The sequence below is a fragment of the Ruegeria sp. HKCCD8929 genome, from assembly GCF_013031405.1.
Classification (GTDB): Bacteria; Pseudomonadota; Alphaproteobacteria; order Rhodobacterales; family Rhodobacteraceae; genus Ruegeria.
Genome location: NZ_WPZY01000001.1, coordinates 248,604 through 274,889, shown reverse-complemented (window position 1 = coordinate 274,889; position 26,286 = coordinate 248,604). Strand labels below are relative to the sequence as shown.

The window sequence follows — 26,286 nt, the reverse complement described above, 5'->3', positions numbered from 1 at the left end:
CTGCTATCGGCCCAACGCCGGGCCTGGCCCCGCCTAGCCCTGTTGCCCCGGAAGAGGTTCGGGCGTCCCGCCCAGAGCCACAATCAACTGAGAGGCACGCTGTTGCAAGTCTACGCTTGCCTCGGCGTCCTGAATGATCGCTTGCAAACGGGTTACTGCGGCGTCGGCACCGCCTTCGGAAATGTCGATCAGGGCCAGTTGCTCCTCGGCCAGCAGACGCAGCGGCGCGCCGGGCCGGGCCAGCGCCTCAAACTGTTGACGGCGGTCGGCGGCGGGCAGGCTGTCGCTTTGCAGCAGCAGCGCCTTGAAGGCCGCGATCTGGCGGTAGATCTCGGGCAGTTCACCGTTTGTGGCGACCGAGTTCAGCGCCTCGACGGCGGCCTCGGGGTTGCCGGAATTGGATTGCGCCGCTGCGGTCAGCATCTGCACCACGGCTGTGCCGCCTGCGGACTCGGCCTCGACGCCGACGAGCTTGCCGGCCCGGGCGGCCTCATCGTTTTCGGCCAGCGCGGCGATGATCTTGTCTCCCAGATCCTCGGCCGCAGACCGTGCCTTGGCCTTTTGGTATTCGTTGAACGCGGCACCGCCGACGATGGCGATCACGGCCAGCGCACCGACCCAGCCCCAGCGGCGCAGCAGCAGGAACATGCGGTCGCGGCGGACCTCTTCGGTCACCTCTTCGATGAAACTGTCGGTGTCGCTCATCCTCGCCCTGGTCCTTTCCTGGCCATATCCGGCCCGTTCATACCCCGCCCCTTGCAACAAGCCAAGGGCTCAGAAACGGTCATTTTCGTGGCGCTTGCGTTGGCAGATTAAAAAAAATATTCTGAACTGGTCAGTTCAGAGTGGACAAGTCCAGCATAAGACCCCATCTGAGGGCGTATGCGTCAAAGCGTTCAATACCAAGACGATTCCGAAAGAGGCACAAGATGCGATTGATTCCCATTGTCACTGCGTTTCTGGTGATCACTGCCTTGTATCTTCTTGTTTTCGAGCGCGAGGCATTGCTTGCCTTTGCCCGGGGCGAGGCCGCTGCCGCGCAACCGGTCGACGCTGAAGCGACGGATACGGCAAGCGAAGCGGTGGCCGAGGCTGCGGAAAACGCTGTGGGTGTGGTCGCCCTGCGCTCGGTCGCGCGTGAGATTGACAGCGCGGTGGTGTTGCGCGGCCAGACCAAGGCAGTGCGCCAGGTCGAGGTGCGTGCCGAGACCACATCGACCGTGATTTCCGAACCCAAACGCAAGGGTGTGTTCGTCGAAGCCGGTGATCTGCTGTGCGAACTGGATGCCGGCACCCGCCATGCGGCGCTGGCCGAGGCGCGCGCGCGCAAGATCGAAGCCGAAAGCCGCATCCCCGAGGCCGAGGCCCGCCTGGATGAGGCGCGCGCGCGGCTGGCCGAGGCCGAGATCAACAACACCGCCGCCCGCAAGCTGTCGGAAACCGGATATGCGTCGGAAACGCGCCGTATCTCGACCGAGGCCGCGATGCGCGCCGCCGAGGCCGGGATCAAGTCGGCCGAGGCCGGGCTGGAAACCACCCGCGCCGGGATCCAGGCCGCGACCGCAGCCGTTGCGGCAGCCGAACGCGAGATCGACAGGCTGACCATCGAGGCGCCGTTTCAGGGTCTGCTGGAAAGCGATACCGCCGAACTGGGCAGCCTGATGCAGCCCGGCGGGCTGTGCGCCACCGTGATCCAGCTGGACCCGATCAAGCTGGTGGGGTTCGTCCCCGAGACCGCGGTGAACCGCATCACGGTCGGCGCCATGGCCGGAGCGGAATTGGTGACCGGGCTGCAGGTGCAGGGCCGCGTGACTTTCCTGAGCCGGTCGGCGGACGAAACCACCCGCACTTTCGAGGTGGAGATCACCGTACCGAACCCCGAACTGCTGATCCGCGACGGGCAGACCGCGACCATCCAGATCTCGGCCGAGGGCGCCAAGGCGCATCTACTGCCGCAATCGGCGCTGACGCTCAACAACGAGGGTCAGTTGGGTGTGCGCATTGTCGGCGCGAACAATGTGGTCGATTTCCTACCGGTCCAGTTGCTGCGCGACTCGGCTGACGGTGTGTGGATCGGCGGTCTGCCAGAAACAGCGGATGTGATCGTCGTCGGTCAGGAATTCGTCACCGAGGGCGTGGCCGTCGCGCCGACCTATCAGGAGGTGTCGCAATGATAGGTATCGTCGGCTGGGCTGCAGACAGGGCCCGGATGGTTCTGGCCTTCATCGCGATTTCGCTGATCGTCGGCGGGTTCGCCTATGTCAATCTGCCCAAGGAAGGGGAGCCGGATATCGAAATTCCGGCTCTTTTCGTCTCGGTGCAGTTCCCCGGCATTTCTGCTGAAGACAGCGAAAGCCTGCTGGTCAAACCGATGGAAACCGAGCTCGCCGATCTGGACGGTCTGAAGGAGATGACCTCGACCGCTGCCGAAGGCTATGCCGGGGTGGCGCTGGAGTTCGAGTTCGGCTGGGACAAGACCGCGATCACCGCCGATGTCCGCGACGCCATGAACAGCGCGCAGGCCGAGTTCCCGGAAGGCGCGGAACAGTACACGCTGACCGAGATCAACTTCTCTGAGTTCCCGATCGTCATCGTCAGCCTGAGCGGCGCGGTGCCTGAACGGACAATGGCGCGGATTGCCAAGGATCTGCAGGACGACATCGAAGCGCTGGACGCGGTGTTGGAGGCCGGGATCGCGGGCAATCGCGACGAGATGCTTGAGGTGGTGATCGACCCATTGCGACTTGAAGCCTATAACGTCACCGCCGCCGAACTGATCACCGTTGTTCAAAACAACAACCAGCTTATTGCCGCCGGTGAGGTCGAGACCGCGCAGGGCACGTTCTCGGTCAAGATCCCGTCGTCGTTCAAGACCGCACGCGATGTCTATGAACTGCCGATCAAAGTGAATGGCGACCGGGTGGTGACGCTGGGGGAACTGGCACAGATCAACTACACCTTCGAGGACCGCGAAGGCTCGGCCCGATTCAACGGCGAAAACACCGTTGCCCTGCAGGTGGTCAAGCGCAAAGGCTATAACTTGATCGACACGGTTGAGCTGATCAAGGCCACGGTGGCCGAAGCGCAGGACAGCTGGCCCGCTGAGCTGCAGTCTGCGGTACTGGTCGATACGTCGAACGATCAGAGCCGCATTGTGGACTCCATGGTCCGGCAGCTTGAGGGCTCGGTTCTGACAGCGATTGCACTGGTGATGATCGTGGTGCTAGGGGCACTCGGTAGCCGCGCCGCGCTGCTCGTCGGGTTCGCGATTCCGACCTCGTTCTTACTGTGTTTCGTGCTGCTTGCGCTTATGGGGATCAGCATCTCGAACATCGTGATGTTCGGTCTGATCCTGGCGGTGGGGATGCTGGTCGACGGCGCCATCGTGGTGGTCGAATACGCCGACAAGCGCATCAAGGACGGCATCGGACCGATGCACGCCTATGTCGAAGCCGCACAACGGATGTTCTGGCCCATCGTGTCATCGACGGCGACCACGCTCTGCGCCTTTCTGCCGATGCTGTTCTGGCCCGGGGTGCCGGGCGAGTTCATGGGTATGCTGCCAGTGACCCTGATCTTCGTTCTGTCGGCCTCGCTGGTTGTGGCGTTGATCTACCTGCCGGTCATGGGCGGGGTTTCGGGCCGCATGAGCCGTATTCTCGACCGCATCTCACACTGGTTGCGGATGCGCACGCCTTGGTGGGTACGCGTGGCGCTGGTTCCGCCATCGCTCTATCTGCTGTTTGTCGGCGCGATGCAGATGCTGAACCCGGCCTATGTTCTACCCGAAGGGACTGGCGGCGGTGCCGGTCTGGTTACCGGGGTTCTCATTTTCCTTTTGGGCGCGTTTGCGGGTTCGGTGACGCTGGGCGCGGCACGCATCGAGCGTGAGACCACGCGTGTAGAACGCAGCAGCAGTCACACGCCCTTTGGTCACGTAATTCAGTTCATCGCGGGCAATCCGATCATGCCGATTGTCTCGATTGCGCTCGTTGCCGGGGCGGTGATGTTCACTGTGATGACGTTCCAGGAGAACAACCGGGGCGTCGAATTCTTCGTTGAAAGCGAACCGGAACAGGCGACCACCTATGTACGGGCGCGCGGCAACCTATCGCTGCACGAAAAGGATGAGCTGGTCCAGCAGGTCGAGGACATCATCAGCGCCCACCCTGCGGTCATCAACGTCTTCTCCTTTGCCGGCGAAGGCGGGCTGGCCACGGGCGGCCCGTCGAATCAGGGCGCACCCGCCGATACCGTCGGGCAGGTTCAGTTCGAGATCATTCCGTGGGAGGAACGCCCCCATGCGAATGAACCGTTGGACGGCTGGATCGGCGGACTCATGTCGCGCTGGCTGGGGTTCGAGAAAGAGATCATTGACCCCAACTTCGACGGCGATTTCGTCATCGACGAGTTGAATGCCGAATTGGTCAAGTTGCCCGGCATCGTCGCCGAGGTTTCCGCGTTGGAACAGGGACCGGGCTCGGGCAAGCCAGTGCATCTGCGGGTCAAGGGTGACGGTTGGGAAGACCTGACACTGGCGGCGGAAACCGCGCGGGCGCAGTTCGAGGCGACGCCGGGCCTGATCAAGATCGAGGATTCGCTGCCCCTGCCCGGCATCGACTGGCAGATCGACGTGGATGTAGCCAATGCGGGCCGCTTTGGCGCCGATGTGGCCACCGTGGGTGCGATGGTGCAGCTGGTCACGCGCGGCATCCTGCTGGGCGAGATGCGGCCCGAAGGCAGCGATGACGAGATCGAGATCCGCGTCCGCCTGCCCGAGCAGGAACGGGTGCTGAGCACGCTCGACATCATCAAGGTGCGCACCCCGGACGGACTGGTGCCGCTGTCGAACTTCGTCACCCGCAAGCCGGTGGCCAAGCTGGCCTCGATCAGCCGGGTGGATCAGAAACGGTACTATGACATCAAGGCCGATGTAGAGCCGGGGCTGATCAAGGTCTCCGCGCCCGATGCTGACGGGAACGCAACCACACTGGCTCTGGTCAAGGAGCTGCCCGACGGATCGGGTGCAGCCGGTGAGATCGTGGATGAGACCGGTGGTGTCCGGTATGCCCTGTTCGAACTGGTTGACGCCGCGTCAAACGATGCGGTGCAGGACGCCTTTGACAGCGGCGATGCCAAGACCGCGCCGGTCAATCCCAATGAACGCATCGCCGTGCTCACCGAATGGCTGAACACAGATCCGCTGCCCATGCCCATCGACTGGCTGTGGACCGGCGACCAGGAAGAGCAGGAGGAATCCGGTGCCTTCCTGCAAAGCGCATTCATGGGCGCGCTGGGGCTGATGTTCATCATCCTGCTGGCGCAGTTCAACAGCTTCTACAACTCGGTGCTGGTGCTGCTGGCTGTGGTTCTGTCCACCACCGGCGTGCTGATCGGGATGCTGGTGATGAACCAGCCGTTCTCGATCATCATGACCGGCACCGGCATCGTGGCGCTTGCGGGCATCGTGGTGAACAACAACATCGTGCTGATCGACACCTATCAGGAATACAGCCGCTACATGCCACGGATCGAGGCCATCGTACGCACCGCCGAGGCGCGCATACGCCCGGTGCTGCTGACCACGGTGACCACCATGGCCGGTCTGACTCCGATGATGTTCGGCCTGTCGCTGGATTTCATCGGCGGAGGCTATTCCATCGACAGCCCCACGGCGCTGTGGTGGAAGCAGCTGGCGACCGCGGTGGTGTTTGGCCTTGGCATCGCGACGGTGCTGACGCTGGTTGTGACGCCCTCATTCCTGGCGCTGCGGGTCTGGACCACGACCTATATCATCTGGGCTGGGCGTGCGCTGGCGCGGCTCACCGCCGGACGCTCCAGCCGTATTGCGCGCGACATGGTGCTGAGCCGCACCGCGCGCAAGCTGCAGTCCACCGAAATCCTCTGGGATGAGGGCCCCAAGCCCAAGGCCGAAACCCCATCCGCCCCGCTCAAGGCGGCGGAGTGATACCATCAGCGGGCCTTGCGCGGCCCGCTGCTTCTTCTCGCTGAAAATACGCACGCGCCCCATGCCATAGGCGCAAGCGATGCGGAGCCGTGCACCTGCGTCAGTCAGTAAACGTGTACCCTCCGAGTTCGCAGAGGTTCAAGCCGAAATCCTCGACCGACGTGCCATCGGCAAAACCGCCGCGCAGGTCGTATACGCAGGTGGTCAGACCATCGGCAATCACCACACCGGCCTCATATCCAGGGGCGAGGTAGCCGCCGTCAAGCAAGTTCTCCTCCCAATCATCCGAGGATGCCGGAGAGACGTTGAACTCCACCAGATCCTCGCTGCTTTCATTGGCAAGCAGGAATTCCAAATCCTCGGCATGGGCGGCGGTCAACGACAGCAGCATCGCCACGGCAGGCGCTGCGAGAAATCTCTTCATCCGATATGTCCTTTCGATTGGTCGGGTCATGAAAGCCCCTGCCCGTGGCAGATGAGCGGACCTCGAAATGACCGGAGGAACGGCACGGGGTCAATACCCGCAGGCTGTGTTTTCGCAACAAATTCGCGCCTTACGGGCGCGAGCCTCCGGCGGGAGTATCTGAGGCAAGAGGAAGGTAGGCGTCAGGCCGCCTCGGCATCGGATTGCTGGCGGCGCCAGAGTTGGGCATAGCGGCCATCGCGGGCGAGCAATTCGTCATGGGTGCCCTGCTCGACGATCTCGCCGCGCTCCAGCACCACGATCCGGTCGGCCTCGGCGATGGTACTCAGGCGGTGGGCGATGGTGATCACCGTGCGCCCCTCGCCCGCGCGGGCCAGCGCGTCCTTGATTTCCTGCTCGGTTTCGGTGTCGAGCGCCGAGGTCGCCTCGTCCAGCAGCAGGATCGGCGGGTTCTTCAAGAGGGTACGGGCGATGCCGACGCGCTGTTTCTCGCCACCCGAGAGTTTCAGGCCGCGCTCACCCACCTTGGTGTCGTAGCCTTCGGGCAGCGTGGCGATGAAGTCGTGGATCTGGGCGGCGCGGGCGGCCTCTTCGACCTCGGTTTGCGATGCCCCTTCGCGCCCGTATGCGATGTTGTAGCGGATGGTGTCGTTGAAAAGCACCGTGTCCTGCGGCACCACGCCTATGGCGGCGTGCAGGCTATTCTGGGTGACGTCGCGCACATCCTGCCCGTCGATCCTGAGCGCGCCTCCAGTCACGTCGTAGAACCGGAACAGCAGCCGCCCGACGGTGGACTTGCCCGACCCGGTAGCGCCGACGATGGCCACGGTCTGCCCGGCGGGCACGGTCAGCGACACACCCTTGAGAATCTCGCGGTCGGCCTCGTAGCCAAAATGCACATCCTCCAGCGTGATTTCACCGCCCGCGACCTGCAGTGCGGGCGCGCCGGGGCGTTCCTGCACCTCGGAGGGCTGTTCGAGCAGCCGGAACATCTCACCCATATCCACCAGCGACTGGCGGATTTCGCGGTAGACGGTGCCGAGGAAGTTGAGCGGCACGGTGATCTGGATCATGTAGGCGTTGACCATCACGAAATCGCCCACCGTCAGCGCGCCGTTCTGGACACCCACGGCGGCCATCACCATGACGCCCACTAGGCCGCAGGTGATTAGGAAGGACTGGCCGAAATTCAGGAATGCCAGCGAATAGGCGGTTTTCAGCGCCGCCTGCGCATAAGCCTTCATCGAACTGTCGTAACGTTTAGCTTCGCGGTCTTCCGCATTGAAATACTTGACAGTTTCAAAGTTCAGCAGGCTGTCGATGGCGCGCTGGTTGGCCTCGGTATCCTGATCGTTCATCTCGCGGCGCAGCTTCACCCGCCATTCGGTGACCGCGAAGGTGAACCAGATATAGACGGCGATGGTGACGGCGACGATCACCAGGTACCAGACGTCGAAGAGCCACATCAGGATGATCGCAACCAGTGCCAGTTCCAGGATCAGCGGCCCGATGGAGAAGAGCAGGAAGCGCAGCAGAAACTCGACGCCTTTTACACCGCGCTCGATGATGCGGCTGAGGCCGCCGGTGCGGCGGGTGATGTGGTAGCGCATCGACAGACGGTGGATGTGCTGGAAGGTCTCCAGCGCCAGCGCCCGCAGCGCCCGCTGACCCACCGGCGCAAAAGCCGCGTCGCGCAGTTGCTGGAACCCCACGGTCATCATCCGAGCCACACCATAGGCCACAGTCAGCCCCACCGCGCCCAGCGCCAGCGGCGGCACACCTTCGCCCGCCAGCCCGTCCACCGCGCCCTTGTAGAGGATCGGTGTGTAGACCGCGATCAGCTTGGCCAGCACCAAAAGCCCCATGGCCAGCACCACCCGGCGTTTGACCCATGGCTCATCCGCAGGCCAGAGATACGGCGCCACCTTGCGGATGGTGCGCCAGCCCGAGCGGCGTTCGTCGAGATGGGGCATGTCGTCGGAATGCATCGGGGTCAATCGCCTCATCACGTATCTTGCCTGCGGTCAGAGATAACCCGTGGCCCCGGCAGGGCCAGAGGTCTCGCGTCAGTCGGGTATGGCAAATATCTGGCCGGGATAGATCAGGTCGGGATCACGGATCGAATCCCGGTTGGCCTCGAACACTTTCACATACAGGATGCCGTCGCCGTAGCGCTCACGTGAGATAGCCCAGAGTGTGTCGCCCTTTTGCACGGTCACAGCCCTGATCGTGGGCGGTTCGGCGGGCACATCAGGCTTGGCACCGGGCTGTGGAGCGGGCTTCGGTGCGGCAAGCGCCGCGACCGCTTCGCGTTTGAACGGGGTTTCCAGGCGGCTCAGCACGGTGCCCTGCCCGTCCAGTTCGTCCAGACGCAGGGTGTAGACGCCGGGCTCGATCCCTTCGATCTCACCGCGCCATTTGCCCTGATCATCGGCGGTCAGGTCGGTCACTGCCCGGTTGTTCAGGTAGAGCCGCACCACCGAGCCGGGCTGCGCCCGACCGGTCAGCCGCACGTCGCCAGAGTTAGAGTAACCGATGGTGTCGAGCGCGATCCGGTCGCGTGGCGTGTCATCCTGCGCGGGCGGCTGGATCAGTTCGACCCCCTCTTCGCCCGACCGCAGGATGGCGATTTGGCCATTTCCGCTTTCCGGGGCCGCTGGCTGTGCCTCGGCGACGGTCGTGTCGGAGGGTTGAGCCGGGGCGGTCTGATCAACGGCGGGCGCTTCGGCGGTTTGCGGCTGCTGGGTGGCTTCAGTTTCGGTCGTTTCCGGCGCGGTTTCGGACTGGGCCAGTTGCTGCGTTTCCGTTTCAGTCTCAGGTTCGGATGGCTCAGCACCATCAACCTCGGCAGGCGCGTCAGAGGCAGGCGCGGCGGGGTCCGATGCCTCGGTCGTCGTTCCGGCATCCGCCACCTGCTCGCCCTGCCCCTCGGGCTCAGGCAAGGCAGCGATCAGATAATCGTCCGAGCGGGCGGTCTGGCCGTTGGCCTGGGTTTGCAGCACCAGCCCCCGGCCAGCTTCGCTGAACGGCAAGGTTACGAACTCGGCAAACTGGCCGCTATCATCGACGGTAAAGCTGTGCAGTTCGGCCCCATCGAGCAGAACCGTTACCTGACTTCCCGGCGTGCCCTGCCCCGAAAGCAGCGCGGTGCCGTCGGTTTCGACGAAGATCTGGTCCAGCGCAGGGGCGGTCAGCACCGCAGTGTCGTCTGCGGGTGCGACCGGTTCGTCCGTGACGGCGGTTTGATCCTCGGCAGGCGTGGCCTGTTCATCCTGCGGCTGGGCAGCGGCAACCTGTTCCTCAGGCTCATCTGCCGGGGCTGGGTTGTCCTGCGTCGTGGCTTGCGGCTCGGGCTCCGCTTCTGGCTCGGCTGCGGCGTCCGGCTGCGCCGCTGGCGCTTCGGTCACCTCATCCGCCTGCGAGTCAGGCTGTGCCTCGGGCGCAGAAATCTCCTCGGTGGGTTCTGGCGCAGGCTCCGGAGCTGGACCGAAGACGCCCGAGTAGTACAGCCCCCCGAAACCGAGAAGGGCTATCCCGCCTGCAACCATTCCCCATCCAAACGCGCCGAATCCACCGCTTCCCGATTTGGCAGCCATTCTTTTCCTTTCAGGTCCGTGATCCGGCAGCCCCTGAGCCTGCCGCCAACCACGCAGTTGAGCCAATCTATCAATCCCGCTATCAGGGGTCAAAACCCCCGACACAAGCCCGGAAAGGCCCTCATATGTCTCAGAAATCCGTCTGTGTGTATTGCGGGTCACGCAATGGCGCCAATCCCGCCTATACCGAGGCCGCGCGCGGCTTTGGCCGGATGCTAGCGCAAGAGGGCTGGCGGCTGGTCTATGGCGCGGGCGATGTGGGGCTGATGGGCGAGGTCGCGCGGGCGGCACAAACCGCGGGCGGCGACACGTTTGGGGTGATCCCGGTGCATCTGCTGCGCCGTGAGGTGGGCAAGACAGACCTGACCCGTTTCGTGGTCACAGAGACGATGCACGAGCGCAAGAAGGTGATGATCATGAATGCCGATGCGGTGGTTGTGCTGCCGGGTGGACCGGGCTCGCTGGACGAGCTGTTCGAGGCGCTGACGTGGCGTCAGCTGGGCCTGCATGACAAGCCGATCCTGATGATGAATGTGACCGGCTATTGGGACACTCTGCGCGCACTGGTGGATCAACTTATCGAACAGGGGTTCGCCGACAGCTCGCTGGGCGATTATCTGACCTGGGTGAGCGGCCCGGACGACGCGATGGAGCGGCTGCGCGCGAGACTAACCTAAAACCATCGCGGCATTGGGGCGCCCGCCTTTGCGGGCCACCCCAGGCAGGTTCAGGCGGCGCTCAACTGCCGGGTCAGAACCCGCTCGACCTTGTTCAGGGGATGGTTGGTCAGGGTCTTGTTAACCTCGGCGACCACCTTGTTCAGCACCTCCTTGTGCAGGCGCCGTCTGAGCAGGCCCAGCACATGCGGGCTGGCCACCAGCACCAGCCGTTCGTAAGCGCCTTTGTATCCCTTGCGGTACAAAAGATCGGCCACATCCTGTACGAACATACTCTGCGCATGTCCCTGCCAGTCCGTCTCCTCCATCGCGGATTTCTGTCCCGGTCCGCTGTCGAAACGCCGCCCGGCACGGTCCGCCGGTCGCGACGCACCGTTGTCCGTGTCCTGTTCCTCGACCGAGACCACGACAAGGTTGGGGTCCGCCGCATCGGTGATGTTTTCCATGACCAATGCCTTCTCGCCATCCGCGATCACGACCCAGGTGCCCTGCGTGAGTGGTCCCTGTTTGCTTGCGCCCATGCTTTCCTCCATTTACGGGATATTGCTTGTATGTCCCCCGGCTCAGGCCAACACTTATCCGCGTGCGCCGGACGGTGCGGCCCGGCGCATTTCTTATCTTGTTCAGGATGTAAAGCGTTGTTCTGCCTAACAATTTATAGATAGGGACCGGATGGCGCGGAACAATCCTCGGCGCGTCGATTTCATAGTGGATCGGCGTTTTGCCGCCGGTCCGGTGATCCGGGTCAGGCTCGCGCCGCCCGGTCCTGACGCAGGGCGGCAACCGAAAACACCGCCAGCGCGACCCAGATCATCGAGAATGCTGCCGCGTGCCACGGCGTGAAGGGCTCACCAAAGATCACCACGGCGCAGAAGAATTGCAGGGTTGGGTTGATGTATTGCAACAGCCCCACGGTCGACAGCGCGACCCGCCGTGCAGCGAAGCTGAACAGAATCAGCGGCATCGCCGTCATGGGGCCGGACAGGATCAGCAACAGGCTGGTTTGGGTCTGAGCCCCAAACGCCCCCTGCCCGGTGCCGTGATACCAGGCCAGCACCACCAGCCACAGCGGCATCAGGATCAGAATCTCGGCCGCCACCGAGACCACGGGGCCCAGCGGCAGGCCCTTTTTTAAGGCCCCGTAAAGCGTGAAGGTGGTCGACACGATCAGTGCGATCCAGGGTGTGGCGCCCAGCCCGTAGGTCAGGACGCAAACCGCGAGCGTTGCCAGAGCGACCGCAAGCCACTGCGCCGGTCCTAGCCGTTCTGAAAACCAGAACCAACCGGTCACCACCGCGATCAGAGGAAAGATATAATACCCCAGCGAAGCCTCGGTGGCGCGTCCGATCTGGATCGACAGGATGAAGCTGAACCAGTTAATCGAGATCATCACCGCCGCCACCGCGATCAGCCCCACCTGCCGCCGCCCGGCAAAGGCGGCACGCAGCGCACCCAGCCGCCCCCGCAGCATCAGCACCCCGGTAAAGAACACCACGGACCATACCGTGCGATGGGCCAGCACTTCGGGCGGGGGCACATGGGTGAGCAGCTTGTAAAACAGCGGCGACAGGCCCCAGATCACACAGGCCGCGACCATGGCCAGAATGCCCTTGACGGTGTTCGACACCTCTCCCCCTCCACCGCGTGTCCTGCGGGTGAGAACCGGGAGATGCAAGCCCCTAAACTTCTTCTGTTCAAAAATATCCCCGCCGGAAGCACCCAGACCGCGTCACAGGCGCTACCCGCCGGGAAGCGGCCACGCTCCGTCAACACAGCCCGGTCACGCGCTGAGCTCGACCACCGTGATCTCGGGCACCACGCCCAGCCGCAAGGGCAGTTTCGAACAGCCTATGCCGCCCGAGACGACCAGATGCCGCCCCTCTTCGGCCACCGGCCCATAGGCATAGCGGTTGCCATAGCGCGACGGCACCACCGGGGAATAGCCGAAAAGCCGCACCTGCCCGCCATGGGTATGGCCCGAAAGGGTCAGCGCGACGCGTTTGGGAACTTGCGGGAAAATATCCGGCTCATGAGCCAGCAGGATAGCCGGGGCGTGCTCGGGGATCTGGGCTAGCGTGCCGGGCAGATCGTCGGCGCCGGTATAGTTTTCTGGCCCATGGCGGATCGCCAGTTGATCGGCGAGCCCGGCCAGCCACACCCCGTTGGGCAGTTCCAGCGCCCGGTTTTCCAGCACCGGAATGCCGTTTTGCTCCAATACCACCGCCGTCTCAACCGGCCCTGCCCCGCGCTGCTGGGCCGCCAGATCCTGCCACCAGTCGTGGTTGCCGAGTATCCCGTACACCCCAAGCGGTGCGCGCAGCGCCGCCAGTATCGCGGCGGTATCAGCCACCGGGATGGCACGGGTGATATAGGGATGCGCGACCGTCAGATCGCCCAGCACCACGATCACATCGGCCCCCAGCGCATTGGTGCGCGCAACGATGCGGCGCAACCGGTCGCGGGACATGTGCGGCTCGCCCATATGCAGATCGGTGAGGATGGCGATCCGCATCAGTCGATCTTTCGGCCAGTTGTCCGCACGGACCGCCCATTTGCGCACCCGAAGCCGCAGGGCGGGTTCGATGAAGAAGCCATACAGGGACGCAAAAAGGCCTGCCAGCATCGTCGCCAGCAGGCCCTTTATGAACCCTCTTCGGGTCAATGGATCACATCCGCGAGGCGACGTTTTCCCAGTTCACCAGGTTGTCCAGGAAGTTCGACAGATACGCCGGACGCTTGTTGCGGAAATCAATGTAGTAGGAGTGCTCCCACACGTCACAACCCAGCAGCGCGGTCTGACCAAAGCACAGCGGGTTCACGCCGTTTTCGGTCTTGGTCACGGCCAGCGAACCATCGGCGTTCTTGACCAGCCACGCCCAGCCCGAGCCGAACTGACCGGCACCGGCGGCGCTGAACTGCGACTTGAACTCGTCGACCGAGCCGAAGTTTTCGTTGAGCGCGCTTTCCAGCTCACCCGGCATCGCGTTGCCGCCCGGGCTCATCATTTCCCAGAACTGGTTGTGGTTCCAGAGCTGCGAGATGTTGTTGAAGATGCCATTTTGCGCAACTGCACCGGCGTCATAGGTGCCGGTGATGATCTCTTCTAGGCTCTTGCCGTCCCACTCGGTGCCCGCGATCAGCTTGTTGCCGTTATCGACATAGGCCTTGTGGTGCAGATCGTGATGATATTCCAGCGTTTCAGCCGACATGCCCTTGGATGCCAGCGCGTCATGTGCATAAGGAAGATCAGGAAGTTCAAAAGCCATCTCGGCCCCCTGTTGAAATAAATGTTGCGTTCCCAAGGTTACATGCTTTGGGCGCGCGCGCAGGTCAAGGGCCGGGACGGGAAAACAAGGTCCGGAGGCAGGCAAATGCTGACCCAAGCGCGCAAGATGTTCTATCGCGCCCGCGGCTACTACGCGGGTCAGCTGAACGGCGAGCCGTTTCGGCTGGACCCGTATCACTCAAAATTCTGGCGCAAGGCGTCCACAGGAAACTGGGAGCCCGAGACCTTTGCGGTGCTGGACCGGTACTTGTCATCCGACCGCGACTATCTGGACATCGGCGCGTGGATCGGCCCGACGGTTCTCTACGGCGCCCGCAAGGCGCGGCATGTGTGGTGTTTTGAGCCGGACCCGACCGCCTATCGCCATCTGGCGTGGAATCTGGACCTGAACGGCATCCAGAATGTCTCGGCCTTTGGCGTAGCGCTGTCCGAAGGATTCGGTGTGGCCCGCATGGCCTCAGTACGCGGCGAGCCCGGAGATTCGACCAGTTCGCTGCTGCATGACGGCGCCCACGGTACGGATGCACTGACGATTGACTGGGACCGGTTCGCCGGATCTGTCGATCTGTCAGGGGTGTCATTGGTCAAAATGGACATCGAAGGCGCCGAGTTCTCGGTTCTGCCGACGCTATTGCCCTGGCTACGCGAACATCGGCCGACTCTCTATTTGTCGACCCACGCGCCTTTTCTTGAAGCGGACGAGCGGCGGGATCGCATGGGCGCGATTGCGGAGCAACTCTCGTTTTACGGGACGTGCCGCGTCGACGATGCGGCTGAGAGCGGTTTTCACAGTCTGACCGAAGAGCGGGCGCTCTCACGCTTTCCGACGTTTCTGTTCACGGCCTGACAGGTTCGGGCAAAACGGCGAACCGCCTAAGGAAGACCGGCGGTGCGGTCACCGAAACCAGAAGAAGTACCGCTCAGGGCCTTCACATCAAAGCCCATCACACGACCCGCATCGCACCATAAGCGCGGTGGCCCCGGTGCTTCGATTTGAAATACGCTGATGCCTCGGGGGACAGGTCGCGGATCCCAAGGTCCAATACGTCATTGAGCTGGTCGGCCAACTCCTTGGAATAGGCCGCACGCGCCTGATCATCGGAGTAGCCCGGAGTGATGCGATCCGTCCAGAAGTATTCGATCCAGCCATAGTCGGCGACCTTGGCGACATCGAATCCCTGCAACGCCGCCATGACACAGCCAAGACGTGCGCCAAAGATCGCCCAGTCGCCACGTCCGACATCCGCGCCGATTGTGCACCAAACTTTCAGGCGGTCGAGGTTGCGCTCGCCGATATGCGCGCGCAGCGCCTCTGCTTTTGGCAGGTCCGGAAACGCGTCATAAGCGATCTGTCCGTCGGCTAGATTGAGCTTTACGCCTTCTCGAAATCCGGCGCGGAAAGTCTGATAGTCCGAGCCGGTTATCACCACGTCGGACAATGGCCGGTTCAACTGGTAATATGGCACAGTCCAGCAAAAATCGACTGCGGCGTTAGAACGGGCGGCATTCTCATGCGTTTGCAGGGTCAGCAACGTGCTGCGGGGCCAGATCTTTACTCCACCATTGCCATAACGCAGGCCATTGACCGTGTTGCGCCCGCTGAACGAAAACACCCGCGCACGGTCACGCGGTGCGATATCCAGGCGTGCTGTCATAAAATCCGGATCCAGCAGCACATTGTCGGCGTCGATGGTGATGACATATGGCGAACTCGCAATTTCGCCCGCGCGCCTGTGGGCCGCGTCGAAGCCTTTGACGCCGTGCACCTGTTTGGCTCGCGGCACGGCCCTGCGGACCAGCTCGAAATGAGTGTCGGCGTTCGGTTCGTCGAAACTGAGAAACACGACATCGCAAGCGCCGAGATCAATCATGTCGCGTCCCAATCAGCGCTCAGCCCAAGGTTGATGATCGCTGCCGGGCGCCATTTCTCGCGCAAAAGCTGGCGGCGCCGGGCGAGGTAACCTGACCAGTCCAGATCCTGCTCAAGCTCCTCGTTGGCCAGCACAATGGGCAAGGTATCGTAGGCCATGTTTTCTGCGATCAGGCCCCGGAACTCCACGAGATCGACAACGAAAACCGGGACCATCTCCTTGGTCTTTGCGATCTCGCGTACGGTCTCCAGATGCCGTGTGATCGCCTCCCAATCCAGACCGGTGACGTCCACCAGCATGACCGACAAAAACCTGTCCTCGCGCAGAACGCCTTCGACCTGAGCGCTGTCCGCGTTAAACGGCCATGCCGCCTCAAAAACGTCCGCCGGGCTGTCGTCCGGATCGGTTTCGACCGGTACCAGCGCGTCCGCGGCTGAGGGGTTCTTCCGTCCGAACTTCATGATGTCAGAACGCGCGCCGGTCGGGGCCGTCGGGCAAGCTCCGTAAAGAGCGACCGCCAGGTGGCACCGATGGCTGTCCAATCCCGGGCGCGCGCAGCCTGTGCCGCAGCCTTGCCGCGCGCAGCCCAGGGATCGGGTCCCTCGTTAAGAGCGGCTTGCAAGGCGCTGGCGAGCGCACCATCGGGTGCGGGGTCGTACAACACGCCAGTCGCGGGCACCAGCACCGCATCACGCAGGCCCGGCGTGTCACTGCCCAGTGTCCCGCGCCCCAGTGTCTGCGCAAGAATAGCGGAACCAGAGGTCAGAGAAGCCGTATAGGGCAATACAGCAAAATCGGCTGCTGCATGGACCAAAGCGAGATCCCGATCCGTCGAAAACCCAAAGGTTGCGACCATGCGAGGGTCATCCGGCACTGTCAGATCGTCGACATCCGGCGCGCGATGACCTGCCAAAATCAGCCGATCATCAGGCCCAGCGACATCCAGAAAGGCCTCGATCAGCGCCGCCGGTGCTTTGTAGGCCCGGATCTGACCGGGCATCAGGACAATCATTCGAGCATCTTCCAACTGCAGCTCGGATCGCGCCTGTTCACGCGAAAAACTCGGGTAAACCCCGTCAAAATTGCCATGCGGAATGATGCGTACCTTGGCCATCGGCAACGCGTGCTGCTCCATCGCCGCGGTCAGCGCAGGGAGCGAGTGCAGATGCACGATGTCCGCCAGCGCCAACAGACCGCTGCGCACCTGCTTAGACACGGCACGGTAGCGGTGATCGTGCGGCATCAGGTTGTGAATGGTCCAGACAATGCGGCCACCCCTGTCGCGAAAACCGGACAGCGCATCCAGAAAACTCTCGGCCGACTGCTTCCCGTCCGTGAAAGCCGCCGTTTCCCAGTGCAGATGCAGGATGCTGCCTGCATCCTGACCACCGGCACCAATTTGGGCCGCACTGTCCAGCGGTTGGGCAATGACAGCAGGGCCTAGGGATCGATAGAGCAATTCCTGATAGGGATTTGTTCCCCGATAATCCGGGAAGAAACGCACATTTATCGGATTTGGCGGAGCGGCCTGAAGCATTTTCGAACAATGTCACGCCCTTGGATGTTTGACGAGAGGTTTTGAGCCAGCCGCTGTTGCCTTTGTTGACGGAACGAGTTGTCGGCACGTATGATGGCCTACGGACGACAGGAGGCGAGATGCGCAAGACGTTCTTCGGTCAATTAGCACTAATTGTTGGGGCCCTGGGACTATCGGGCACTGCGCGTGCGCAGGCCATCGACAGTAGTGTCTTTACGTCAGAAGCGCAGGCTGAAAGGTACCTCAGACAAAATCCGACCGGGCCGCAGGCAAAGGCCGCTTTTCTCGCCATCGTGGAGTTCCAGTTGGCGCGGCGAAACCCCGGTTTCTCGCGGTCGGATATCGCCAAAGGCGTCACTCTCAATGCGACGGGATCGTCCAGCCGGACCAGTCAGACAAACCAGTCACAACCGGACAGCGACCGAGGCGGCGGTGGAGACCTTTACTGAAAGCTGCGTCACGTGGCCTGGACGATCTTTCGGGCGATGGTCGGCAGGGTTTTCGGTTGCCGTCCTCATCGCGCTGTCCGCCGGGCCATTGGCCGCCCAAAATGCTGATACCCAAAGCGCGCCACGCGTTGCGCTGGTGATCGGCAATTCGGCCTATCACCACATCACACCTCTTCCGAACCCGGCAAACGACGCTCAACTTATTGCGGAGAAACTATGGGAATCCGGGTTCGAGGTTATTGAAAGCATAGACGTCGACCGCGAGACGATGCTCGCCGATCTGGCCACGTTCCGCAGCCGTTTGCGCGAGGGCAGCGAGGCGCTGTTCTTTTACGCCGGGCATGGCGTGCAACTCAGCGGGCGCAACTATCTGCTGCCGGTATCCGTGGCGCCCTATTCGGTGGATGATCTTCGGAACCAATCGGTGGATGCGCAGCTGTTCGTGGACATCATGGATGGGTCCGGGGCACGCCTGAACATCGTTCTTCTGGATGCCTGCCGCAACAACCCGTTCATCGAAATCGAAGATAACGACGCCCAAGATATCGTCACGCGCGCGCTTACGATCGGGCAATCCCGGGAAGAGGTGCAGCGCGGGCTGACATTGTTGTCCGAAGCCTCCTCGGGCGGGTTGGCCGAAATGACCGCAGGCGACGCCGAGACCATGATCAGCTTTGCCACCGCACCCGGTGCGGTCGCCTTTGACGGCAGCGGCCGCCATAGCCCGTACACTGATGCTATTGCCGAGAATATCGACCAGCCGGGCGTCGAACTGGCCGAGCTATTCCGCCGGGTACGCGGAGGCGTGCGGGAGCGGACGGACGGGCTTCAGATCACCTGGACCACGAGCACGCTGGAAAACGCGTTCTATTTCAAGCCGGACAACACGGATTTGCGTTTGTCGACAACAGGCCTTGGGGCTGCGGGCGACACATTGGGCGAATTGCCGCCCCAGCGCGTCGTTGACAGGACGTTCTGGCGGGCAATCCGCAACACGGACCGACTGGATGCTTTCGAGGCCTATCTCAGAACCCGGCCTGACGGCGCATTCGCCGACGAAGCGATTGCGCGCATAACTACGCTGGGCGGCGATCCGGGCTCGGTACTGGCCCAAGACCCGGCGCTGCCGGACCGGGTTGAACCCACCTCCGGCGGACAGGCTGCCTACAAGGCCGATGTGATCGACCGCCTCGACGCTGATCGCCACGCTGTTCCGATTGGCGTGGGACCGATCGAAATCCAGCTTCCTGAACAGGCGTCAGGCAATTGGGTCCATGTCTCCCGCGCGCCCCGGCTGGGCGAAGTGCGCAGCGATGACGGCAAGGCCCTGGCTCAGGGCAACGTGCACTATGTCCGGGCCGGGGAAACCCCGCAATTCGAGCCACATATTGGGTCGAACGGCGGGCTTGAGGCGCTGGAGGGTCTCGTTCTGGCCCAAGGCGGGGCGACCGAGCCGGTCAATGTCGAGCTCGAAAGCTATGTCGATGCCTGTGACATGCTTGCCGGCAATCCCTATGACATCGAACGCGTCACCGCCGGCACCCGGCAGTTCATTCTGGATCGCAATTTCGACGCAGCCATTGTGGCCTGCGAGCTTGCGGTTGAGCGTCAGCCGGGCGTGGTGCGGTTCTGGGCACAGCTCGCGCGGTCGTATCGCGCGGCCGGACGCTACGAAGAAGCCCGCCACTGGCAGGTCAAGGCGGTCGAAGCCGGGTATGTCAACGCGATGGTTTACCTGGGCCAGATGCATCTCGATGGGCAAGCGGTTGCGCAGGATTTCACCCGCGCTTATGAGCTGTTCGAGGCCGCCGCCGATGCCGGGGACTCGGCAGCTCTGACAGCGCTGGCGTGGGTCCACCGCGCAGGCGTCGGCGTGCCGCAGGATTATGCCAGGGCCCGGGAATTCTATGAGCTGGGTGCGGCACGCCGCAACGACTGGGCCATGACAAATCTGGCTGAGTTCTATCAGAAAGGGCTGGGCGTCGAACGCGATCCGGAGGCCGCGGAACAGTGGTACCTTCAGGCCGCCAAATCCGGCGAACTGACGGCGCAGACCCGGCTGGCACGGATGTATCAGGATGGCGACGGCATCCCTCAGGATTTCGCCAAGGCCCGTTTGTGGTTCGAAACGGCGGCCTCTCGCGGGGTTCCGAACGGCGTGACGCGGCTGGGGATAATGTACGAGCAGGGCCAGGGGTCCCGCCCCGATGTCGAAGCTGCCGCACGGCTGTATCTCCGCGCTGCGCGTGAGGGCGATGGCGAGGCCTATTTCCGGCTCGGCCGGCTTTATGCATCTCAGACGCCGCTTTTTGATGACCCGACCCGTGCGGCGCTGTTGCTTGAACGGGCGATGGAACAGCGCGTTTATGGCGCTGAGCGGGAACTGGCCAGACTTCTGGAAACCGGGCGGGGTGTGCAAAAAGACGTCGCCCGTGCGCGCGCGCTCTACACCGCAGCGGCAGATGGCAACCCTTGGGCCGCGCGTGACGCCGGTCGTGCCTTTGCCTCAGGCGACGGTGTCGAACCCGATCTTTCTGCGGCCGCAGAATGGTATCGCAAATCCATGGAAGGCGGGGTGCCCTGGGCCGCCTGGGATCTGGCCAAGTTGACCGAATCCGGGCGTGGCGTCATTAAAGACCGGCCCAAGGCGCTGACCCACTACGCCACGGCGCTCAGTCTGTCCGATGATGCAAACCTTGCCCGGCTGGTGGGCGATGCCATCGCGAACTATAGTGAAGCGGAGTTCATTGCGGCAGCCCAACTCCTGTTGGTGCAGGCGGGCAAAGATCCCGGTCCCGCCGACGGTGTGATGGGTGCCGGAACCCAGCGTGCCCTTGCCGGAGCCTTTGCCGAACGGGGTGTCACGCTTCCCGAAGGGTCGATTACCATGGAGATGCTCACCGTACTGGCAGCAACCGATTAGGAGCCACAACATGATGAAAAGACCCCTCTCTGCCGCGGCCATTTCATTGCTGCTTCTGGCGGCCTGCGCTATCGAACCTTTACCGACGATTTCCGCCGCCGGCGAAATTTCACGCCTGAAGTCATTGGGTTACAGGGTGGTCGCACGAAAGAGCGAGGGAAGTACCACGGTTCTGCGCTATTCCGGTCCGGTCAACGCCTCAGTCCAGTGCAGCCAGAACGGCCAAGTGCGCGTGCTGCGGCCACGCGTCGTGTCCTCTGGCGGATCCGTGCAGGAATTCAAGCTGAACAGCTACCTGATCCTGTCGCCCGGCAGTGATGGCGTGCTTAGCCCCACCGAACGCGACGGCCTCTATGTCATCAGCAGAACCACACGCCCGTCGGCCCGCACGCGTGCAACGGCGGTTGACACAATCGCATTTGAGCCGGGCTATCGCGGAACCTTCCCATCAGGCCTTTCGTGCCGGGCAACCTGATAGCCGGATCACGACCGGTCCGGGTCGACATCGCCATCATTGCCGACATCCGGGTCGGCGATGTTGCTGCGCCGTGCCATGCGGCGGCGGCAGCAACGCTGGCAGAAGCCGGGTACAGCTTGGCGTTTGTGCCTGTGATCGCAGATACAATCGCCGCTGATCCTTACCGGATCGATCCGGACGCGCAGTCGCTTCTCGACACCGGAGCCGTCCGGCAGGTCGCACCCGGTGCGACGGTCGAATGTGGTTTGGCACTGGCCTTCGATGCCCGCATATTCGCCGCTACTTTAGCGCGTGCACCAGAGATCAGGGCCAGACACCGCATCGTGACGATCGAACGCCCGGCGCAGCTGGTTGAGTTAGATCGGCCCGCACTCGACCGGTTAAGGGCGCGCGCCGAGGCAGCGCTGGGCGGGCCGGCGATCTGGTGCCCGACGTCGATCATCGCCCGGGATGCCATGGCCTATGCCGTGCCCGACTGGCCGGCGACGGACGAGGACTGGGCGCCTGTAATCCCTGACCTGTCACATGTTTGCCCCGATGCCGCCGAACGCGCCCGTCCCACGATTGGCCGTGCACGTATCGCGTGCGCGCGGCCAACAAGTGATTGGCCAGCCAGGTTTCTGAAAACCCCCTTCCTCGCGCTACGCGAGCGCGGCGACTCCTTGGCGGACACACCGCGCTGGCCACAGGCCGCTCCGCTTGAGGTCTGGCCGGAGACCGCGCTGACGCTCGCCGAGTTCTTTGCCAAGGTGGATCTGCTGGCAAATCCGGATCTGGCACAGGATGACCCGCTGCCGGTGGAGGCGCTGATGGCGCTATCGGCAGGTGTCATTCCATGCCTGCCCGAGAGTTATCGGGAACTGTTTGGCGGCGCTGCGATCTATGGTTCCGATGCGGAACTGGCGAAGGCCATCATCGACCTCAAAATGAACCCGGATCTGATGGCATCAATCGGGCAGAGCGGGGCAACCGTGCTGTGTGAAGTCTTTGCGCCCGAGTTGTTCGTTGCGCGGGTCAGGGCGCTGCTTGGCCCACCCGAGGTTGAGCGTTTTGCGCCTGCTGTGCATGCAGAACCAGCCGCTCGCGTGCTGTTCTATTCGTCAAACGGCATTGGTATGGGCCATCTCACCCGGCAACTCGCGGTCGCGCGACGGCTGCCCGAACGGCTGACACCCGTTTTCATCAGCCACTCGCGCGCTGTCGATACTGTACGCCAGTTCGGGTTCGTGGCCGAGCATCTGCCGTACCATGCGACCTATGGCGAGGCACGCGCGCATTGGAATGTCGGCCTGTCTCAAACGTTGGCCGCCGCATTTGCGTTCTACCAACCCGAAGTTCTGGTTTTCGATGGCAATGTGCCCTTCAAGGGACTTCTGGCGGCGCTCTCCTCCCGACCCGGCATGGCATCCGTCTGGATACGTCGCGCCATGTGGGGCCAAGGGCGGGACGTTGAGGCGCTTGATCGCGCGACGGCATTCGATCTCGTTGTCGAACCGCTCGATCCGGCCTGGTCTCGCGACGAAGGGCCAACAGTCGTCTGCTTGTCCGACGTCAGAGTGGTGCCCCCGGTCCGTATCCTCGACACGGCAGAGATGCCGAACCGAACCGATGCCTGCGCCGCGCTGGGGCTGGATCCTGACGGAACGAACATCCTGATCGCCACGGGGTCAGGTAACAATTTCGACATGGCCTGTGTTACAGACAGGGTCATCAACAGGTTGGCTCGGCGGGTGGGCGTCGGCCTGGCAGTGGCAGAATGGCAGATCGCGCAGGACCGTCTGAACCTTCCCGACGGGGTAATCCGCCTGACCGGGTACCCGTTTGCGCAATACCTGCCCGCTTTTGATGCGGCAGTTGCAGCCCCAGGATACAACACGTTCTGCGAGCATCTGGAAGCAGCCTTGCCGACCCTTTGGGTCCCCAATGAACATGAGCAAATGGACCAACAGATCGAGCGCGCCCGCTACGCCGCCGACTGCAAAGCCGGCCTCATCGTGCGCAGCACTGCGCCTTTTGATGTTGACCGGGCCCTGACCGAGCTGCTTGATCCTGACGCACGGACGGCCATGGCCGCCGCAAGCGCAAGGCTGGCTGAGGATTGCATGGCAACCAACGGGGCCAGCGCGATCGCCGAACTGGTCGTGAGCCTCGCAGGGTCTTCGATCGCCCGATTGCGGGACTTGGTTTGAAACGGGAGCAGCAACATGAACCTGTCCGTCGTCAGACCCGCTTCAGGTGTCGCCCACGCTTTTCCAAACGAAAATTGTGCCATGCAGGTCGTTCACAGTCGCCAAAGCCATGTGCTAAGGTAACTCCTGAATATTACACGAGATTTGCCGGAAAGACTTGATGACAAGTGATCGTTTGAAACTTTTGATTTGTTCCGCCGGACGACGGGTTGGCCTCTTGCAAAGCTTTCGTGCTGCAGCGAACCGCCTGAGCATGGGCCTTGAGGTGATCGCCTGCGATCTGAACCCGGATAACAGCGCCGCATGCGCGTTGGCTGATGCCGCGCTGCCCGTCCCGCGCTGCGACGATCCCGGCTACGCCGAAGCCGTCCTCGATGTGACGCGCAAGCATGGCATCAATCTGGTGGTGCCGACCATCGACCCCGAACTGCTGCCGCTGGCTCAAGCCGACGACGACTTCACCCGGCTTGGCGCGCGGCTGCATGTCTCTCCGACTTCGGTGATCGAAGTTGTGAGGGACAAACAACGCACGTCCGAAGTGCTTGCCGCCGCCGGGGTTCCGGTGCCCCGTACTTTCGATCAAGCCGGGCTGCTGGCCAATCCCGACCAGATCTCATGGCCGGTTTTTGCCAAACCCAGCGGCGGCAGCGCCAGCCGGGGTCTTGAGGTGTTTGACCGCGTTGAGGATATCCCGCCAGAATTTCCCGAGCCGATGATCTTTCAGGATATGCTGCGCGGCCCAGAATACACGGTCAACATGTTCGTGGATGCCTCGGGTCAACTGCGCACGGTCATCCCTCACCTGCGGATGCAGGTGCGCGCAGGCGAAGTGGAAAAGGGCGAAACCCGTCGCCGGGCCGACTTGCATGAAGTGGCCGAAGGCATTGCCCACGCCCTGCCCGACCTGCGCGGTGTCGCCTGTTTTCAAGTGATCGACGACCCCGATCTGGGGCCGCGCGTGATCGAGATCAACGCCCGTTTCGGGGGCGGCTACCCGCTGGCCGATCACGCCGGCGCGCATTTCGCCCAGTGGCTGCTGGAAGAGGTCAGCGGCCGCCCCTGCTCGGCCCATGACAACTGGCGCGAGGGTGTTAAGATGATGCGCTATGACTGTGCGGTGTATCAGGGCTGATGCTGGTCTTTGATCTGGACGACACATTGTATCTGGAGCGTGATTTCGCCTTCAGCGGTTACCGCCATCTTGAAGGCTGGGTGGCCGAGACCACAGGCGTGACCGGATTTGGCGCTGCCTGCCGGGCGCTGTTTGAAACCGGAGACCGCCGGCGAATCTTCAATGCCGCCTGTGCCGAATTGGATCTTGCGGACTCTCCTGACCACGTCGCCACCCTAGTCTCGGAATACCGAAACCATACACCAGATATCACTCTCGCCCCTGACGCCGCCCACTATCTCAGACGCGCCAGTCGCCCCATGGGCCTGATCACCGATGGGCCCGAGCAAATGCAGCGCAACAAGATCGCCGCGCTCGGGCTGGAAAACCATATCGCCCATATCCGCCCGACGGGCGCCTGGCCGGACGGATTTGGCAAACCCCATCCGCGCGCGTATCTGGAAATGGAGGCTGCGGCTGCAGGTCACACGAGGATGATTTACATAGCCGATAACCCGGCGAAGGATTTTGTGACCCCAAACGCGCGAGGGTGGCTGACCATTCAGATTCTGCGGCCCGGTGCAGTGCACGACCCGACACCGCCGGACGAGGCACACGCCCCGCATGCAAGGATCACCAGTCTGGATGTGTTGGATGAGGTGCTGGAGACACTCCAGGACTAGGCCGCCGCGGTCACCCGAACTGAGTGCCGTCAATCACCCGGTCCCATTCCCCCAGAACATATTTCGGCGCCAGCCACAGGCGGTTGCGCTCGGCGGATTCACGCATTCTGGCCCGCAACTCGGGGTCCTGCGACAGACGCACCACCGCTGCCGACAACGCCTTTGCGTCCTCGGAAGGCACCAAGAGGCCGTTCTCTTCCTGACGGATCAACTCGCGCGGACCGTAGGCGCAATCGGCGGATACAACCGGCAAGCCGCTTACGGTTGCTTCGGCGACAACATTTGGAAAGCCTTCGAAACGCGAAGGAAAAACGAGGATGTCCGCACCCTTCATCCAATCGCCGGGCTGCTTGCTGGGACCGGGCATGGAGACGACATCCGTCAAGCCAAGCCGGTCGCGCTGATCTTCCAAGGCCGAGCGCTCTGATCCCACGCCGTAGATGGTAAGATGCACATCGGGCACCCGGTCCCGAATGTCCGTCATGGCGTCGATGAGGATATCGAACCCTTTTTGCCGGTCGAGCCGTCCAACTGCCACAAGCTGACTGCCATTGCGGCCAAGACCTTCCTCAACACCCGGGAACGGGGCGCAGGGGTTTGCGATGACCTCGGCCCGTCCGCGCAGACCTGCGGGCAAATCCTCACGCGCCCGGTCCGTCTGCATGACGATCGCCCGCGCCCGGCGCGCCAGCAGATGCTGGGCCTGCCGCCAAACCGGATGCGCGTTCTGGGCCCGGGGGTTGTTCCGTTCGGAGATGACGACAGGGACGCGATTATCGAGGGTCGCTGCCAGAGTGAGTGTGTTGATCTTTGTCAGGAAGGATACCACCACATCGGGGCGCACTTTTTTGATCACCTGACGGATATGCTTGAGCCGGTTCCATTGCACGCGCCGTCTGGGCAGCGCGCCGCTCTGCATTGGATGCAGAGTCACTGCTTCTGGATAGGAAAAATAGGAACCCCCCTCGGGCATTGTCATGCCCGCGATGTGCACATCATCCCCGCGCCCGGCCCGATGGGCGGCGATCATGGCGACGACCTTCTCGGCCCCACCGGCGCCGAACCCACCCTGCACAAGCAGCACCTTCAAATCG

22 protein-coding genes are annotated in these 26,286 nt (G+C 62.9%); 10 read left to right on the top strand and 12 right to left on the bottom strand.

What is annotated here, in order from left to right; translation table 11 throughout:
• Window positions 1–33: 33 nt before the first annotated feature.
• Window positions 34–705 carry a hypothetical protein gene (locus GOX53_RS01280; RefSeq protein ID WP_171173170.1) on the bottom strand — a complete coding sequence of 224 codons (672 nt, stop codon included), beginning with the start codon at window positions 703–705 and terminating at the stop codon, window positions 34–36.
• Window positions 706–929: 224 nt separating this feature from the next.
• Here GOX53_RS01280 and GOX53_RS01275 point away from each other — a divergent pair, with 224 nt between their 5' ends.
• Both GOX53_RS01275 and GOX53_RS01270 read left to right on the top strand, forming a co-directional pair.
• The gene (locus tag GOX53_RS01275; RefSeq protein WP_171173169.1) at window positions 930–2,174 is read left to right on the top strand and encodes an efflux RND transporter periplasmic adaptor subunit; all 1,245 of its coding nucleotides are present in this window, start codon (window positions 930–932) and stop codon (window positions 2,172–2,174) included.
• Complete coding sequence (locus tag GOX53_RS01270) at window positions 2,171–5,968, top strand: efflux RND transporter permease subunit (RefSeq protein ID WP_171173168.1); 3,798 nt, start codon at window positions 2,171–2,173, stop codon at window positions 5,966–5,968. The genes GOX53_RS01275 and GOX53_RS01270 overlap by 4 nt, the downstream gene beginning before the upstream one ends.
• A gap of 100 nt (window positions 5,969–6,068) precedes the next feature.
• On the opposite strand, the gene GOX53_RS01265 is transcribed toward GOX53_RS01270, so the two are convergent.
• The 3 genes from GOX53_RS01265 to GOX53_RS01255 all read right to left on the bottom strand — a co-directional run bounded on the left by GOX53_RS01265 (window position 6,069) and on the right by GOX53_RS01255 (window position 9,988).
• Window positions 6,069–6,392: a hypothetical protein gene (locus GOX53_RS01265; protein WP_171173167.1), complete on the bottom strand. Its 324-nt coding sequence runs from the start codon at window positions 6,390–6,392 to the stop codon at window positions 6,069–6,071.
• A gap of 182 nt (window positions 6,393–6,574) precedes the next feature.
• On the bottom strand, window positions 6,575–8,380 hold the full coding sequence (locus GOX53_RS01260) for an ABC transporter ATP-binding protein/permease (RefSeq protein WP_371810239.1): 1,806 nt from the start codon (window positions 8,378–8,380) through the stop codon (window positions 6,575–6,577).
• A 78-nt stretch (window positions 8,381–8,458) separates the two neighbouring features.
• Window positions 8,459–9,988 carry a LysM peptidoglycan-binding domain-containing protein gene (locus tag GOX53_RS01255; protein ID WP_171173165.1) on the bottom strand — a complete coding sequence of 510 codons (1,530 nt, stop codon included), beginning with the start codon at window positions 9,986–9,988 and terminating at the stop codon, window positions 8,459–8,461.
• A gap of 125 nt (window positions 9,989–10,113) precedes the next feature.
• Here GOX53_RS01255 and GOX53_RS01250 point away from each other — a divergent pair, with 125 nt between their 5' ends.
• Window positions 10,114–10,665: a TIGR00730 family Rossman fold protein gene (locus GOX53_RS01250; RefSeq protein ID WP_171173164.1), complete on the top strand. Its 552-nt coding sequence runs from the start codon at window positions 10,114–10,116 to the stop codon at window positions 10,663–10,665.
• 50 nt (window positions 10,666–10,715) lie between these two features.
• Here GOX53_RS01250 and GOX53_RS01245 read toward each other — a convergent pair whose 3' ends face one another.
• From GOX53_RS01245 to GOX53_RS01230, 4 genes are all read right to left on the bottom strand, one after another.
• A complete protein-coding gene (locus tag GOX53_RS01245) occupies window positions 10,716–11,186 on the bottom strand; it encodes a host attachment family protein (protein WP_171173163.1) in 471 nt (156 codons plus the stop codon).
• Between the two features lie 224 nt (window positions 11,187–11,410).
• Window positions 11,411–12,292, bottom strand: a complete 882-nt coding sequence (gene rarD, locus GOX53_RS01240) for an EamA family transporter RarD (protein WP_371810233.1) — start codon at window positions 12,290–12,292, stop codon at window positions 11,411–11,413.
• 153 nt (window positions 12,293–12,445) lie between these two features.
• Complete coding sequence (locus GOX53_RS01235) at window positions 12,446–13,327, bottom strand: metallophosphoesterase (RefSeq protein ID WP_254446414.1); 882 nt, start codon at window positions 13,325–13,327, stop codon at window positions 12,446–12,448.
• A 4-nt stretch (window positions 13,328–13,331) separates the two neighbouring features.
• Window positions 13,332–13,931, bottom strand: a complete 600-nt coding sequence (locus GOX53_RS01230) for a superoxide dismutase (protein WP_171173162.1) — start codon at window positions 13,929–13,931, stop codon at window positions 13,332–13,334.
• 105 nt (window positions 13,932–14,036) lie between these two features.
• On the opposite strand from GOX53_RS01230, the gene GOX53_RS01225 reads away from it, so the two are divergent.
• On the top strand, window positions 14,037–14,798 hold the full coding sequence (locus GOX53_RS01225) for an FkbM family methyltransferase (protein WP_171173161.1): 762 nt from the start codon (window positions 14,037–14,039) through the stop codon (window positions 14,796–14,798).
• A gap of 97 nt (window positions 14,799–14,895) precedes the next feature.
• Here GOX53_RS01225 and GOX53_RS01220 read toward each other — a convergent pair whose 3' ends face one another.
• From GOX53_RS01220 to GOX53_RS01210, 3 genes are read right to left on the bottom strand one after another with little or no spacing between them, the layout of a single operon-like run.
• Window positions 14,896–15,822 (bottom strand): hypothetical protein, encoded by a 927-nt coding sequence (locus GOX53_RS01220; RefSeq protein ID WP_171173160.1) that lies wholly within the window; start codon window positions 15,820–15,822, stop codon window positions 14,896–14,898.
• Complete coding sequence (locus GOX53_RS01215; protein ID WP_254446413.1) at window positions 15,819–16,283, bottom strand: hypothetical protein; 465 nt, start codon at window positions 16,281–16,283, stop codon at window positions 15,819–15,821. The genes GOX53_RS01220 and GOX53_RS01215 overlap by 4 nt, the downstream gene beginning before the upstream one ends.
• Window positions 16,280–17,359, bottom strand: coding sequence for a glycosyltransferase (locus GOX53_RS01210; protein WP_171173159.1), 1,080 nt, complete (start codon window positions 17,357–17,359; stop codon window positions 16,280–16,282). The genes GOX53_RS01215 and GOX53_RS01210 overlap by 4 nt, the downstream gene beginning before the upstream one ends.
• Before the next feature lie 119 nt (window positions 17,360–17,478).
• Between GOX53_RS01210 and GOX53_RS01205 the strand changes: the two genes are divergently transcribed.
• From GOX53_RS01205 to GOX53_RS01180, 6 genes are all read left to right on the top strand, one after another.
• On the top strand, window positions 17,479–17,808 hold the full coding sequence (locus tag GOX53_RS01205; protein ID WP_171173158.1) for a hypothetical protein: 330 nt from the start codon (window positions 17,479–17,481) through the stop codon (window positions 17,806–17,808).
• Window positions 17,792–20,731, top strand: coding sequence for a caspase family protein (locus GOX53_RS01200; protein ID WP_371810232.1), 2,940 nt, complete (start codon window positions 17,792–17,794; stop codon window positions 20,729–20,731). Before GOX53_RS01205 ends, GOX53_RS01200 begins: the two co-directional genes overlap by 17 nt.
• Window positions 20,732–20,741: 10 nt before the next feature.
• Window positions 20,742–21,206: a pyruvate/2-oxoglutarate dehydrogenase complex gene (locus GOX53_RS01195; RefSeq protein ID WP_171173156.1), complete on the top strand. Its 465-nt coding sequence runs from the start codon at window positions 20,742–20,744 to the stop codon at window positions 21,204–21,206.
• Window positions 21,191–23,398 carry a glycosyltransferase gene (locus GOX53_RS01190; RefSeq protein ID WP_371810231.1) on the top strand — a complete coding sequence of 736 codons (2,208 nt, stop codon included), beginning with the start codon at window positions 21,191–21,193 and terminating at the stop codon, window positions 23,396–23,398. Before GOX53_RS01195 ends, GOX53_RS01190 begins: the two co-directional genes overlap by 16 nt.
• 160 nt (window positions 23,399–23,558) lie before the next feature.
• Complete coding sequence (locus GOX53_RS01185) at window positions 23,559–24,530, top strand: ATP-grasp domain-containing protein (RefSeq protein WP_371810230.1); 972 nt, start codon at window positions 23,559–23,561, stop codon at window positions 24,528–24,530.
• Complete coding sequence (locus GOX53_RS01180) at window positions 24,530–25,192, top strand: HAD family hydrolase (protein WP_171173155.1); 663 nt, start codon at window positions 24,530–24,532, stop codon at window positions 25,190–25,192. The genes GOX53_RS01185 and GOX53_RS01180 overlap by 1 nt, the downstream gene beginning before the upstream one ends.
• Window positions 25,193–25,202: 10 nt before the next feature.
• Here the strand turns inward: GOX53_RS01180 and GOX53_RS01175 are convergent, their stop codons facing one another.
• Window positions 25,203–26,276 (bottom strand): glycosyltransferase family 4 protein, encoded by a 1,074-nt coding sequence (locus tag GOX53_RS01175; protein WP_371810238.1) that lies wholly within the window; start codon window positions 26,274–26,276, stop codon window positions 25,203–25,205.
• Window positions 26,277–26,286: the final 10 nt, after the last annotated feature.

Bases quoted from the DNA above. Each gene is read 5' to 3' on its own strand.
- GOX53_RS01225 (WP_171173161.1), top strand. From the start codon at position 14,037: ATGCTGACCCAAGCGCGCAAGATGTTCTATCGCGCCCGCGGCTACTAC.
- GOX53_RS01205 (WP_171173158.1), top strand. From the start codon at position 17,479: ATGCGCAAGACGTTCTTCGGTCAATTAGCACTAATTGTTGGGGCCCTG.
- GOX53_RS01195 (WP_171173156.1), top strand. From the start codon at position 20,742: ATGATGAAAAGACCCCTCTCTGCCGCGGCCATTTCATTGCTGCTTCTG.
- GOX53_RS01245 (WP_171173163.1), bottom strand. From the start codon at position 11,186: ATGGGCGCAAGCAAACAGGGACCACTCACGCAGGGCACCTGGGTCGTG.
- GOX53_RS01255 (WP_171173165.1), bottom strand. From the start codon at position 9,988: ATGGCTGCCAAATCGGGAAGCGGTGGATTCGGCGCGTTTGGATGGGGA.
- GOX53_RS01215 (WP_254446413.1), bottom strand. From the start codon at position 16,283: ATGAAGTTCGGACGGAAGAACCCCTCAGCCGCGGACGCGCTGGTACCG.
- GOX53_RS01275 (WP_171173169.1), top strand. From the start codon at position 930: ATGCGATTGATTCCCATTGTCACTGCGTTTCTGGTGATCACTGCCTTG.
- GOX53_RS01260 (WP_371810239.1), bottom strand. From the start codon at position 8,380: ATGCATTCCGACGACATGCCCCATCTCGACGAACGCCGCTCGGGCTGG.
- GOX53_RS01250 (WP_171173164.1), top strand. From the start codon at position 10,114: ATGTCTCAGAAATCCGTCTGTGTGTATTGCGGGTCACGCAATGGCGCC.
- GOX53_RS01265 (WP_171173167.1), bottom strand. From the start codon at position 6,392: ATGAAGAGATTTCTCGCAGCGCCTGCCGTGGCGATGCTGCTGTCGTTG.
- GOX53_RS01210 (WP_171173159.1), bottom strand. From the start codon at position 17,359: ATGCTTCAGGCCGCTCCGCCAAATCCGATAAATGTGCGTTTCTTCCCG.
- GOX53_RS01280 (WP_171173170.1), bottom strand. From the start codon at position 705: ATGAGCGACACCGACAGTTTCATCGAAGAGGTGACCGAAGAGGTCCGC.
- GOX53_RS01185 (WP_371810230.1), top strand. From the start codon at position 23,559: ATGACAAGTGATCGTTTGAAACTTTTGATTTGTTCCGCCGGACGACGG.
- GOX53_RS01220 (WP_171173160.1), bottom strand. From the start codon at position 15,822: ATGATTGATCTCGGCGCTTGCGATGTCGTGTTTCTCAGTTTCGACGAA.
- GOX53_RS01230 (WP_171173162.1), bottom strand. From the start codon at position 13,931: ATGGCTTTTGAACTTCCTGATCTTCCTTATGCACATGACGCGCTGGCA.
- GOX53_RS01180 (WP_171173155.1), top strand. From the start codon at position 24,530: ATGCTGGTCTTTGATCTGGACGACACATTGTATCTGGAGCGTGATTTC.
- GOX53_RS01270 (WP_171173168.1), top strand. From the start codon at position 2,171: ATGATAGGTATCGTCGGCTGGGCTGCAGACAGGGCCCGGATGGTTCTG.